General features: G+C 43.8%; 9 protein-coding genes. 6 read left to right on the forward strand and 3 right to left on the reverse strand.

The window, feature by feature from the left end; genetic code table 11:
* Positions 1-180: 180 nt before the first annotated feature.
* The gene (locus tag CXF82_RS06935; protein ID WP_102038865.1) at positions 181-1,317 is read left to right on the forward strand and encodes a hypothetical protein; all 1,137 of its coding nucleotides are present in this window, start codon (positions 181-183) and stop codon (positions 1,315-1,317) included.
* 165 nt (positions 1,318-1,482) lie between these two features.
* A complete protein-coding gene (locus CXF82_RS06940; RefSeq protein WP_102038866.1) occupies positions 1,483-3,117 on the forward strand; it encodes a methyl-accepting chemotaxis protein in 1,635 nt (544 codons plus the stop codon).
* 406 nt (positions 3,118-3,523) lie between these two features.
* Here the strand turns inward: CXF82_RS06940 and CXF82_RS06945 are convergent, their stop codons facing one another.
* On the reverse strand, positions 3,524-4,918 hold the full coding sequence (locus CXF82_RS06945) for a PhoH family protein (protein ID WP_101089880.1): 1,395 nt from the start codon (positions 4,916-4,918) through the stop codon (positions 3,524-3,526).
* Between the two features lie 330 nt (positions 4,919-5,248).
* Between CXF82_RS06945 and rapA the strand changes: the two genes are divergently transcribed.
* Positions 5,249-8,155, forward strand: coding sequence for an RNA polymerase-associated protein RapA (gene rapA, locus CXF82_RS06950; protein ID WP_101089879.1), 2,907 nt, complete (start codon positions 5,249-5,251; stop codon positions 8,153-8,155).
* Positions 8,156-8,344: 189 nt separating this feature from the next.
* The gene (locus tag CXF82_RS06955) at positions 8,345-9,229 is read left to right on the forward strand and encodes a DUF3530 family protein (RefSeq protein ID WP_102043913.1); all 885 of its coding nucleotides are present in this window, start codon (positions 8,345-8,347) and stop codon (positions 9,227-9,229) included.
* A 16-nt stretch (positions 9,230-9,245) separates the two neighbouring features.
* Here the strand turns inward: CXF82_RS06955 and CXF82_RS06960 are convergent, their stop codons facing one another.
* Together CXF82_RS06960 and CXF82_RS06965 are read right to left on the reverse strand one after the other, a co-directional pair.
* Positions 9,246-9,743, reverse strand: a complete 498-nt coding sequence (locus CXF82_RS06960) for a YqhA family protein (RefSeq protein WP_101089877.1) — start codon at positions 9,741-9,743, stop codon at positions 9,246-9,248.
* A gap of 111 nt (positions 9,744-9,854) precedes the next feature.
* On the reverse strand, positions 9,855-10,661 hold the full coding sequence (locus tag CXF82_RS06965; RefSeq protein WP_102043914.1) for a crotonase/enoyl-CoA hydratase family protein: 807 nt from the start codon (positions 10,659-10,661) through the stop codon (positions 9,855-9,857).
* Positions 10,662-11,043: 382 nt separating this feature from the next.
* Between CXF82_RS06965 and CXF82_RS06970 the strand changes: the two genes are divergently transcribed.
* Positions 11,044-12,039 (forward strand): response regulator, encoded by a 996-nt coding sequence (locus CXF82_RS06970; protein WP_102043915.1) that lies wholly within the window; start codon positions 11,044-11,046, stop codon positions 12,037-12,039.
* 13 nt (positions 12,040-12,052) lie between these two features.
* The coding region (locus CXF82_RS06975) for a sensor domain-containing diguanylate cyclase (protein WP_102043916.1) at positions 12,053-12,812 on the forward strand (760 nt) is incomplete at its 3' end.

The raw sequence follows: 12,812 nt of genomic DNA on the forward strand, positions 1-12,812 counted from the left end.
CGCAATCCGAAAAGGATGTCGAACCTGTACGGAGCTTATGAATTAAATATAACCGGTGATTAGACCGGGGGGGATTACTTGCCTGTATTTAATTACCCACATTGATTTATATAAGTAAAAAACAATTTTTCATATAAGTGCAAACTAAGCACTAAAAAATTTGAATACAATCGGAATATAATGATGATGAAAACTAAAAGAGCGTTTTGTATCTCTCTTATTGCAAGCGCTATTGCATTAAGTAGCTTTAACACCGTTGCTGCGGATGAAGAAGACGGTATTAATATTCACGGTGGCGTGCGTATTAACTACTCATATAAAGACTACAGTGAGAGTTCAAAAGATAAAGGGGGTGACATGACCTTTAACATGGCATCTCTACGATTCGACGGTAAACTTGGTGACTGGGGTTTAAGGTCGGATTATCGTTTTACTGCCGATACTAACTATATTAAATATGGCTATGCATTCTACAATTTAAATCCTGAATGGGAACTTCAATTCGGTATTAACCAAGTTCCATTCGGTAACTTAGGTTATATCTCTAACAGCTACTGGTTCGGCCTTCCTTATTATCTTGGTTTTGAAGACGACTATGATATTGGTGCAAAAGCCACCTTTGAGAAAAATGGTTGGCACACTGATATGGCCTTCTACAAGAGCGCCGAATATGCAGCAAGCGAAAACAAACAGTACGCAGCTGACCTGTATACCGGCACTATCAACGGTACCGAATATAACAACGAAGAGACCAATCAGCTTAACCTTCGCCAAACCTACACCATGGAGCACGAAGGCGGATCAACTACTTTTGGTGGCTCAGTTGAGGTTGGTCAGATCTATAACTCTAAAACGGGTAACAATGGCGACAGATACGCTTTTGCGGCTAGTCTTGACAGCAAGTTCCATGGTTGGAACCTACAACTTCAAGCTATGCAGTATGAATATGATGCCGCTGATAGCGCAGATGACAACAAAATAGCCATCGCAGTGGTCAGCTGGCAGTATGAAATTGCTTCTAAGGCACAGGTATACAGTGTCAACTTAGCAAAAACAATTCCAACCGATTGGGGTAGCGTAAAGTTCTACAATGACTTCGGTCTGATGACGCCAGATGTTGCCGATGTCACCTACGATGACAGCATGCAGAACGTACTAGGTGCGGCCATTGCCGCTGGTCCTACTTACACCCAGATTGACTTCATCATGGGTAAGAACATGACTTTCTCAACGGCAAACAACGACCATATCGGCCTGCCTGAAGTGGGTGATGATTGGGATAAGCGCTTCAACATCAGCATGGCTTATTACTTCTAAACAAGCACGGAGGAGGTAAGCAATTAGCTACACCCAGATTAATTGCTCCTCTTCCAATTTAAGGGTTAACACGGTCTCATCTCGACGTATTACATGGACATCTTATGACCCAGCCTTCGCCCTGCCGAAGGTTTTTTTACACCAAAGGAATGAAGTGATCAAATCATGATGAACCTTAAAAACATATCGGTTAATAAAAAAATCGGCTTAGCCTTTAGCTGCGTCGCCGTGGCTGTAATCGCCCTCTGCATGTTATTTATATCGGGACTGAACAACACACGCGATAATATTTTATCTCTGACTGATGAAGTGTTACCCAACGTAATAGCAGTCGAAAAAATCAAATATGTCACCATCTTCATTCGCCGGGATCAGTTCTCCTTTCTTCCCAGTATTGGCGATCCCGGAATGAAGGGCTGGATGCAAACGACCGACAATATGATTAATGATGTCACCGACATGATTGACGCCTATGAAAAGCACATACAGACAGAGGATGAACGCCAAGCTCTCACATTAGCGAGACGCCACTGGCAAGATTACCTCAGTGCCCAGAGTGGTTTCAACGACATCGTTCTGCAAAATGATCTGTCAGGCGCAAATAAATACCTCCTCAGCTCTTACAAACAGTTTAATAAGATGCAAGACGCCTTAACCAAGCTCACAGAGATCAATTTGGCACGCACCGCAGACGACCGCACCAATACGCTAGAAGGTGTCAGCACCGCAACCATCAAGACCTATATCGGTGTTGGAGTATTATTCGCCTTGATGATTCTCATGACTATCTTCCTTGGACGACAAATTCGTAACCCATTGCGTGAAGTGATGAGCATGGCCGAAGCGATTGCTGCAGGGGATCTTGTCTATCAGATAAAACGCGACCAAATTGGCAATGATGAACTTGGACAACTTGCTGACTCCTGCATCAGTATGCAGCAGAACTTGCGAAAGTTAGTCGGTGAGATAGGTGGTGCTGTCGTTCAACTAAGTTCTTCAATCGAGGAGGTGAGCGCGATATCATTGCAATCATCCCAAGGAATGTCACAGCAGCAAAATGAAATCACGATGGTTGCCACTGCTATGCAACAGATGCAAGCAACCGTTAATGAAGTTGCGATGAATACCGAGGATGCCTCCAGCTCAGCAAATTCGGCAACAAACCATGCAGCACAAGGCAATAAAGATGTACAACAAAGTATCATTGAGATCCAACATGTGTCAGAAGTCATCGAAAATGCTGGAGAGATGGTAGCCCTGCTAGAAAAAGACTCCGTGAGTATCTCTATGGTGGTTGATGTCATTGGCGGCATTGCAGAGCAAACTAATTTACTGGCTTTAAATGCAGCCATTGAAGCGGCCCGCGCAGGCGAGCAAGGACGTGGCTTTGCCGTCGTCGCCGATGAAGTTCGCACATTAGCAGGAAGAACCCAAGACTCCACCCGTCAAATAGTTGAGATAATCGAGAAGCTACAAATGCGCGCCGTCGAAGCTGGGGTTGCAACAAAGCAAAGCTGTGAGATGATCCGTGGTTGCGTATCGCAAACCCACTCAACAGGAGAGAAGATCTCAGAGATAGAACAGGCTGTCACACAAATTGCAGCAATGAATATTCAAATTGCCAGTGCTTGCAGCGAGCAAAACTCGGTGACAGAAAATCTCAGCTGCAGTATAGAAAGCATCAACTCTTCCTCATCGGAGGCAGCAACCGGAGCAGAGCAGACGGCTCAAGCCTGCTTAGAGTTGAGCCAGTTATCTTTAGGCCTCAAGAGTTTACTCGATCAGTTTAAGACAACTTAATCTTAATTAGCCCACTCCAACAACCTTGCTTCTATAAAGTATTTAAGCTTTGGAAGTACTTAGGAGTTCATCGTCAAATTGCACATTTTAAATGTGCTGGATATGCAAAGAAGACCTCTATTTTCATTGAGGTCTTCTTGCGACTGATTTCAGTTGAATTTTAAAGGGTATTTATAAAAATCAACTTTTAAAGATCCCCCCCTGAATATTATCTATCCTAATACACTGGATCTACCTATAAGTTTTCTTCAGCAAACTCCTCTAGACGTGAGCGAACTACGCCATTTAAGTAAACATTCGCGCTACCATCAAAATCTTTAAAACGTTCCATTATATAAGCGTGAGATTAGAGGTAACGGCCTCAATAAAAATGAGGCCTTTGAGTGGTAAAAACGGCTTGCTGAGCTTATAGGTTTTCTTCTGCAAACTCCGCTAAACGTGAGCGAACCACGCCATTTAAGTAAATATTCGCACTACCATCAAAATCTTTAAAACGCTCGACAATATAAGTGAGACCAGAGGTAACCGCAGTTAAATAGTTTGAATCTATCTGCGCCAAATTACCGCTACAAATCATTTTTGTCCCCTCTCCCATTCGCGTGATCATGGTTTTGATCTGCGATGCAGTTAAGTTTTGACACTCATCCAGCAGCACCACGGAGTTTTGAATAGAGCGACCACGCATAAAGTTAATCGATTTAAACTGAATATTGGCCTTGTCCATGATGTAGTTCATGCTGCCACTGGGGTTAACATCATTTTTATGCAGCACCTCTAAGGTGTCGGTAATCGCGGCTAACCAAGGCGTCATTTTCTCCTCTTCCGTGCCAGGTAAAAAACCTATCGACTCGGCAATTTCAGGCGTGTTTCGAGTGACGATAATTTTGTCATACTTACCCCGTTCCACCACCATCTCCAGCGCAGCGGCCATCGCCAGTAGAGTTTTACCACAGCCAGCTGGGCCGGTTAAGATCACCAGATCAATGTCTGGATCCAGTAATGCCTGTAACGCCATGCCTTGATAAATATTTTTCGGCCTAATCCCCCATGCATTGAGGTTCATCAATCGTTCTTGTCCGAGATCTAAAAACTTCAACTCGGTTGCGGTTTTCTCGATAATGCGGCCACAGAACTCTTTACCTTCATCCAACAGGTATTGATTGGTGTAGAAAATGTCATCACCGAGTTTATCGATAGGCACCTTATGCACCGTATGGCGACCGTTACTTTCGGTGGTGACATCATCGGTATGTTGCCAAAAGTCGCCGTCAAACTTGTGAAAGCCTTTAGTTAAAAAGCGGATGTCGTCAATTAACTGGTCAGTGCGATAGTCTTCAACCAATTGAATGCCTGCGCCTTTCGCTTTTAAGCGCATATTGATGTCTTTGGTGACGAGGACCACACTGCGAGGTTTGTGCTGTTCTTGTAGGTATAGAGCGGTATTAATAATGCGGTTATCGTTACTGTCACCCGGCATGCTGCCCATCGTAAATTCAATTTGATGGTCAGGGAAAATCGATAAAGTGCCATTAGCATCACTATGATCTTCTCGCCTAGGTAGTGGCACCCCTTTAACGATCTCTTCTGGCGTAGTCTTACCGCCCAAAATGTCTTCTAATGCTCGAATCGCGACTCTTGCATCGCGGCTAACGTCTCTCTTTCTGTCCTTAATCAGATCCAGTTCTTCTAAAACTGTCATTGGTACGACTACGTCATGCTCCTTAAATGAGTAAATAGCCAAAGGTTCATGCAGTAATACGTTGGTATCCAGTACAAACAACTTTCTGTCGTCTTGTTCCATGGCGCCTCCAATTGTGCATTAGTTTTGATTACGAGATAAATTAAGCTCCTTTATGGTCGATATTGGTTACATTTCGTTCACTTCATACTGCCACCAATATAGCCAAGCTTCAATGCCCTCGTACGGTTTTTAATCGTAAGCTAAGGTTTCATGATTATCGCTACAATGTGACAACTTGATGACACAGAAAAATACTCTTATTCAACTGAATGATTTATAATCTATCGTCAACAGAATTAAGCTAATATTAGTAGGTTCAATTTCAAAATGTGTGGGATTGTTATAACATACGCGCCCCCTTGTGATTCACCCAGTATATGAGAATTTTAAATGCCGTTTTCCCTAGGTCAACGCTGGATCAGCGATACCGAATCTGAATTAGGTTTGGGTACAGTCGTCGGTATGGAAGGCCGTATGGTCACTGTACTTTTTTCTGCGACTGGCGAGAATAGATTGTTTTCTCGTTCAGAAGCCCCGCTAACACGCGTTATCTTCAATCCAGGCGATAAAGTTGAGAGCCATGACGAATGGAGCTTAACCGTCACTGAAGTTGAAGAAAAAGATAACCTTATTACCTACCACGGCACTCATAACGAAACCGGCGAGCAAGTTAGCCTGCGTGAAACGTTACTTAATCACAATATTCGTTTTAATAAACCGCAAGACCGTCTATTTGCAGGTCAAATTGACCGCATGGACCGTTTCGGTGTGCGCTATCAGTGTCAGTTACTTAGAAATAAATTGGCGACATCCGATCTCCTTGGATTACAAGGGCCAAGAGTTGGATTGATCCCACATCAGCAGTGGATTGCTCATGAAGTAGGTCGACGTTTTGCGCCGCGCGTATTACTGGCCGATGAAGTGGGTCTGGGTAAAACCATTGAAGCGGGCTTGATCATTCATCAACAACTGCTGACAGGCCGCGCTGAACGTATTTTGGTTATTGTGCCAGATACTTTACGCCACCAATGGCTTGTAGAGATGCTGCGCCGCTTTAACTTGCGTTTCTCTGTTTTCGACGAAGACCGCTGCGTTGAGGCTTATGCTGATAACGACAACCCTTTCTACACTGAACAATTGGTGATTTGCTCACTCGAGCTATTACGGAAGAAAAAACGTTTAGAGCAAGCATTGGATGCCGACTGGGATTTAATGGTTGTAGATGAAGCTCACCATTTAGAGTGGTCTGAAGATGCACCAAGCCGTGCTTATAAGGTGGTTGAAGCCTTAAGTGAAGTGGTTCCGGGCGTGTTACTGCTGACAGCCACCCCAGATCAATTAGGTCATCAGAGTCACTTTGCCCGCCTGCGTTTACTCGATCCGGATCGTTTTTATGACTACCCCTCTTTCTTAAAAGAGGAAGAGAGTTATAAAGATGTTGCCACCGCTGCAGAGGGATTAGCCAGTCGCGATGCTCTTTCAAGTGATGCCATTGCCAGCCTAACAGAGTTGTTATCTGAAAAAGATATCAGTGACAGCATTAGCCTTATTCAAGACGAGAGCGCGAGCGACGATAAGCGTCATCAAGCCCGTGAAGAGCTGCTGCAAGATCTGCTTGACCGTCATGGTACTGGCCGCGTGTTATACCGTAACAGTCGTGCTTCGGTAAAAGGTTTCCCAACACGTAACTTACATATTCATCCGCAGACGATGCCAGAACAATACGTTACCGCTTCTCGCGTTAGCGAAATGATGAACAAACATTTAGACACTAACGCCAAAGTGAGACAAGTACTCAGCCCTGAAAAAATCTACCACGATTTTGACAGTGCCAGTGCCAGTTGGTGGAAGTTTGATCCTCGTGTTGATTGGTTAATTGATTTCCTTAAGACTAATCGCAGCAAAAAAGTGCTCATTATTGCCAGCCAAGCTGAAACGGCCTTGAGTTTGGAGGAAGCATTGCGTACCCGCGAAGGTATTCAAGCTACCGTATTCCACGAAGGCATGTCGATTATCGAACGCGATAAAGCCGGCGCATACTTCGCCCAGGAAACTGGTGGAGCACAGGCATTGATCTGTAGTGAGATAGGTTCAGAAGGTCGTAACTTCCAGTTTGCCAGCAACTTAGTCTTATTTGATTTACCGCTTAACCCGGACTTGCTTGAGCAACGCATTGGCCGTCTCGATCGTATCGGGCAAAAGAATGACGTTGAGATCCATCTGCCTTATTTGGCCGGTACCGCTCAAGAACGTTTAATGCAGTGGTATCACCAAGGGCTAAACGCCTTTGAGTGTACTTGTCCAAGTGGACACATTCTATTTGGTGAATTTGCAGCCGAATTGCTAGAGACCTTAGTCAATAGCGATGAATCTATTCTTGAGACTTTGCTCGAAAACACCAAGGTGCGTTATCAAGAGCTTAAAGTGGCCATGGAACAAGGTCGCGATAAACTGCTTGAGATTAACTCTCATGGCGGCGAACGAGCAAACAAACTGGTAGAAAGCTTGGCGGCAAGAGACGGAGATACTCACTTAATCGGTTCGGTTATTCGTCTATGGGACATTATTGGTGTTGAGCAAGAAGACAGTGGTGAAAACGCCATTGTGCTGCGCCCAAGTGAACATATGATGTTCCCGACCTATCCAGGTTTGCCAGAAGATGGTATTACGGTTACCTTCGATCGTGATATCGCACTATCTCGAGATGATATCGCCTTAATCACTCAGGAACACCCGATAGTGCAGACTGGGCTAGATCTAATCACCTCGTCAGAAACCGGTACCACGAGTGTGGCAGTGCTAAAGAACAAAGCATTACCCGCTGGCACTATTTTCTTAGAGCTTATCTATATGGCTGATGCTTCTGCACCAAAATCGAGCCAGCTTTATCGTTATTTGCCGCCGACACCTATTCGTATCTTACTCGATAAGAATGGTAATAACTTGTCAGAGAATGTGACTTACGAAAGCTTCGATAGACAATTAAGCGCTGTTAATCGTCATCTTGCCAGTAAGTTAGTCACCGCATCGCAAGCGATTTTACATCCGTTATTTGCTAAAGCTGAGACCTTTGCTGCAGCCGAGCTGAAATTGCTAACGGAAAGCGCTCGTGAAAAAATGACTCAACAACTGTCAGGTGAACTTGAGCGACTAAAAGCACTTAAAGCGGTTAACCCAAATATCCGTGAGGAAGAGTTAACCCATCTCAGTGGACAAATGAGTGAACTAAATCGCTACTTGGATGGTAGCCAGCTTCAGCTTGATGCAGTTCGCTTGGTGTTAGTTAGCCACGCTTAACCTAATCATTAGCTTCAGCTGACCAAAGCCCTGCTTATTAAAGTAGGGCTTTTTCATTTCTAGCGCTATATTTTCTGCGAGATAGAATTATAGCGGGCAAGGTTTATACTGCGGTTATTATTTACGATATACTGGCTAACACCGTTAGCCTATTCCCCTACTATTGTGCCCTAAGGTTGTTTCTCGCGTATGTACCATCGTCATTTAAGCGTTGCCTCTTGCGGACTTGCGCTCGCCTTTGCCCTACTAATATCAATGGTCTCTTTTACCACTTTAGCCTCGACATCAAAATTCAGTTACCTGCCAGAAAATGAAATCAACTATGTCCAAGTTGATGATCAAGATTACCCTGTTCTATTGAGGCCTTGGCAAGGAAAGAAAAAATTAGGACTAGCGATTATTGTTCCAGGACTAGGCCTCAGCCCTGACGAAGGCGGCTTCACCGCTTACTTACGCCGTAAACTAAACAAAGCGGGTTGGGCCACATTAGCCATTACACCACCGCAAAGACCAGGCATGCCCAATTACACCACACAAGCTGTGCATGTCGCCAACGCAGGGGAAAAGCAACTTAGCCAACAAAGCACCCAAGCCATGCCGGTTTTTAGTGAAGAACAACAAACACTTAATATTCAACGACAGCAGAGTTTTTTCATTAGCTCTATGTCGCAGCTCGATAACCTAGGTAAGCAATTTCAGGGCAAACGCTTGTTGATCAGCAGTGACGACAGCGCCGGTATCATCATCGAATTGCTCAAAGACAATAAGCTCCCCATGCCCGATATGCTCGCTATCATCAATCCCTATAATGACAATCCCAGCCAAAACCAAGCACTAGCAGCTCAATTGGCAGAGCTGACCATTCCAGTTCTCGATATTCAGTCTAGAGATGGCACCTCCGCCTCACTTGCTACCCAGCAAAGTCGATTTGATCTTTCGCCTCAAAATGCACCTTTTAGATATCATCAATATAAGATCTTACTTGATCTACAGCATAAAGAAGGTTGGAGCGGGGGCAGTAAAATTATCGAAGGGTTCGCATTGCGGATTAATAAAGCCTATCCGAATAGATAGGCTCTGCATAATTGTCTTAGTCTTTACTTAGTTTTAGCGACCAGGCAATTAATACCACGGTCACACCCATATACAACAGATCTAAGCTAGTCGTCGGTTTCATTTCACTAAAGAATGAAAAGACCTTGATGATAAGCATCATCAGTATCACTTTGCCTAACTTGCTCTTAAGGGAATCGATACTGCTAATGATTAGGATTTTTCCGCCAGCTTCGCTTTTACTCGCTTCACCCAAGTTACTGATAAATAGTTCATATAAACCAAAAGCAAAAATCAACAACACTGAACCCAGTAAAAAAGTATCTAAAATCTCTACCACGACCATCACTAAGTCGTTACGGATAGCATGACTGCCACTAAACACGTAGCCCCAGATAAGTTGCAGCATATGAACCACATCTTTAAGCCCCATCGCGAACACCACAAATGCCGCAATGATGCAGGACAACACACCAACCATCACCGAGAGTCGGCTACTCCATAAAAACCGTTCAAAAAGTTCGCGCACAATCATTTATTCCCATAAATTAAGCTAAGAATCAAAAGTGTAAAATATGCCTCCGCTTGCGATACAAACTTCACAGCAATTTGTGAAGCGGATCACAAATTGAGTGATTAATAAAAACTACCAACCAGATTGTCTATTTTTGTACTCTTTCTGAGGACTTTTTGAATGCCGAATTGCCGCAATAATTCGATTCTTTCCAGCAAGCAATCTTACTTGATAACACGACTCTCTTCGCAGTAATTGCCGAATGGGCGCGCTCCAACTTTTTTGAATACTTTGCTTAATCGCCGCGTTGGCATCGGGAGATGTTTGTATCAATCGCTGGGCTAATACTATCGCTGCAGCCATAGGATCGGCTTCAACCGCAGTCAGTAAGTTGAAAGACCGTGCTTGCTCAGCCGTCAATATATCCGCCGTCATCGTTAGCATAAGCGCTTGATCTTTAGGCATTAGCTCTCTAAGCCCAACAAAACCAGCCATATCAGGCACTAACCCCCAACGAGCCTCCATTATCGACAATTTACACTCTGGCGCTGCAATTCTAAAGTCTGCCCCTAGGGCGATTTGCATACCACCACCGTAGCAAACGCCTTCAAGCACGGCGATAACAGGCACTGGCAGTCGGCGCCAGCCGATAGAAACACGTTGAGCCAAATTAGCATTGCCAGGTAGCAGTTTAAATAATAGCTTCACAGCATCGAATGGCGAACGATTAACACTCTTCACATCGAGCCCAGAACAAAAACTGTGTCCTTCGCCAAACAGAATGACCGCTCGCAGTGCTTTATCCTTTTTAAGGCTATTGATACAGGTATCTATTTCTTTAAAAAGCTCATAATTCAAAGCATTATACTTATCTGGGCGATTTAGAGACACGTAAGCAATACCCTCTTCTTTTCTCACACAGACTAAATTATTGCTCATTTTCAAATCCTTTTTCTTAGCACTGGTCTGTCCAGAAGATCAAGTTAACATATTTGGCATAAATCGTTAATACCTATAACATGCACTTAAATTTTGACTATCGTCAAATAAATGTCGCTTTCTGATTCTGAGTTGATGGCTAATAATCAGTCTAAATAGCGACAAGTTTAGTTAAAACGCCCGTTTTATGACATTGATAAGAAACTAATTCAATTGCAACGTAGCGACTAACGTAGCAAACTATTAGAAATCTGAGTGAATAGGTAAAACTTTAATAAAAATGTTTATATTCATAAAGATATAAGTTATCGAATTGATAATTGAGCTTTAAAAATAATAACAAATAGCTGATTTTGCACGAAACTAGGACGTAAGAATAATAATGTCATTCCCTGTACTGATATGTGACGACTCTGCGCTCGCAAGAAAGCAGATGGCGCGAACCCTGCCAAAAGAGTGGGACGTAGAACTCACCTATGCTGCTAATGGTGCCGAAGGGATTGATGCGATACGCGAAGGTAAAGGCGCGATTGTTTTTCTAGATTTGAACATGCCCGTTATGGATGGCTATGAAGTGCTTGAAGCAATTCAAAGAGAAGATCTTCCTGCGCTCGTCATTGTTGTTTCTGGTGACATCCAAATAAAAGCTCATGAACGAGTCAAAGTACTCGGCGCGCTCGATTTTATTCAAAAACCCGTTAGCGTTGACGCTATTAGCCATATTCTGCAGGAATACGGCATCTTAGAGCTCGCCGTTGGCGAAAACCAAACACAAAACCCCATGGTTGAGGTCGACTTACGTGATGCTTGTCAGGAGGTCGCTAACGTCGCTATGGGTCGTGCAGCGGATCTACTTTCAAAGCTACTCAACGTATTTGTATTACTGCCTATCCCCAACGTCAATGTACTCGAGGTTAGCGAGCTGACGATGACGCTTAAAGCCACGGAAGAAAATGGTACCGTGTCGGCTCTATGCCAAGGTTTTATCGGCGCTGGCATCGCAGGCGAAGCACTGCTGCTATTCCATGACTCCTCTTTTCAAGACATGGCAAAGCTGATGAAGCTTGAAAATCCCGAAGATGAAAATACTGAGCTTGAGGTCATGATGGATACGGGCAACGTACTTATCGGTGCCTTTCTCAATGGGATCTCTGAGCAACTGCATATGAAGTTCAGCCAAAGCCATCCCGTGGTGCTTGGCCGACACTGTACAGCCAATGATCTCATTCATGAGAATGCTGACAAATGGGAACGCACGCTGGCAATGGAAATTAATTATCGTATTGAAGATCATGACATTCAATGTGATTTACTATTGTTGTTTACTGAAGACTCTTTGCCCACGCTTAATTATAAGCTCGGCTACTTGCTAGATTAAGATGGATCATAAGATGGCAAACGATCTAAGCGCAATGAATGAGCTCCACTGGCTAATTGATATGGTGCAAACCATTGAAGTGGGCTTAGTCGTACTCGATCAAGATTACAATATCCAGCTGTGGAATGGTTTTATGGAAAACCACAGTGGTGTGTCACCCAACTCGATTAAGGGCAAGAACCTATTTGAGCAGTTTGAGTACTTACCTTCTAAGTGGCTTAAGCATAAAATGGAATCAGTATTCCTCCTTAAAAATCGTGCATTTATTAGTTGGGAACAACGACCGTTTGTTTTCCAATTTAAAAATTACCGCCCCATCACTGGCCGCGCTGATTTCATGTATCAGAATGTCACGTTATTGCCGTTGTCATCACTGACAGGTGAAGTGACCCATTTAAGCATGATTGTTTATGATGTGACGGATGTTGCCGTCAACAGATTGCAGCTTAAAGCAGTCAATGAGAGCCTTGAAGTGCTAAGCCAGATAGATGGGTTAACTCAACTGTATAATCGTCGTCACTGGCAGTTATGCATGCAAAAAGAGTTCGACCGTAACAGCCGCTACGGCGATGAAACCACTTTAGTGATGCTAGACATTGATAATTTTAAAGTGATCAATGATACCTATGGCCATCAGGCTGGCGATAAAGTGATTCAGAATGTATCTCACTTAATTAATAAATCTTTGCGTGAAACCGATTGCGCTGGTCGCTATGGTGGCGAGGAGTTTGGCGTAGTATTAGCCAATACCCCTGCAGCTAATGCGCTTTATT

This window comes from Shewanella sp. GutDb-MelDb, assembly GCF_002836075.1.
Lineage (GTDB): Bacteria > Pseudomonadota > Gammaproteobacteria > Enterobacterales > Shewanellaceae > Shewanella.

Bases quoted from the DNA above. Each gene is read 5' to 3' on its own strand.
- CXF82_RS06935 (WP_102038865.1), top strand. From the start codon at position 181: ATGATGATGAAAACTAAAAGAGCGTTTTGTATCTCTCTTATTGCAAGC.
- CXF82_RS06940 (WP_102038866.1), top strand. From the start codon at position 1,483: ATGATGAACCTTAAAAACATATCGGTTAATAAAAAAATCGGCTTAGCC.
- CXF82_RS06945 (WP_101089880.1), bottom strand. From the start codon at position 4,918: ATGGAACAAGACGACAGAAAGTTGTTTGTACTGGATACCAACGTATTA.
- rapA (WP_101089879.1), top strand. From the start codon at position 5,249: ATGCCGTTTTCCCTAGGTCAACGCTGGATCAGCGATACCGAATCTGAA.
- CXF82_RS06955 (WP_102043913.1), top strand. From the start codon at position 8,345: ATGTACCATCGTCATTTAAGCGTTGCCTCTTGCGGACTTGCGCTCGCC.
- CXF82_RS06960 (WP_101089877.1), bottom strand. From the start codon at position 9,743: ATGATTGTGCGCGAACTTTTTGAACGGTTTTTATGGAGTAGCCGACTC.
- CXF82_RS06965 (WP_102043914.1), bottom strand. From the start codon at position 10,661: ATGAGCAATAATTTAGTCTGTGTGAGAAAAGAAGAGGGTATTGCTTAC.
- CXF82_RS06970 (WP_102043915.1), top strand. From the start codon at position 11,044: ATGTCATTCCCTGTACTGATATGTGACGACTCTGCGCTCGCAAGAAAG.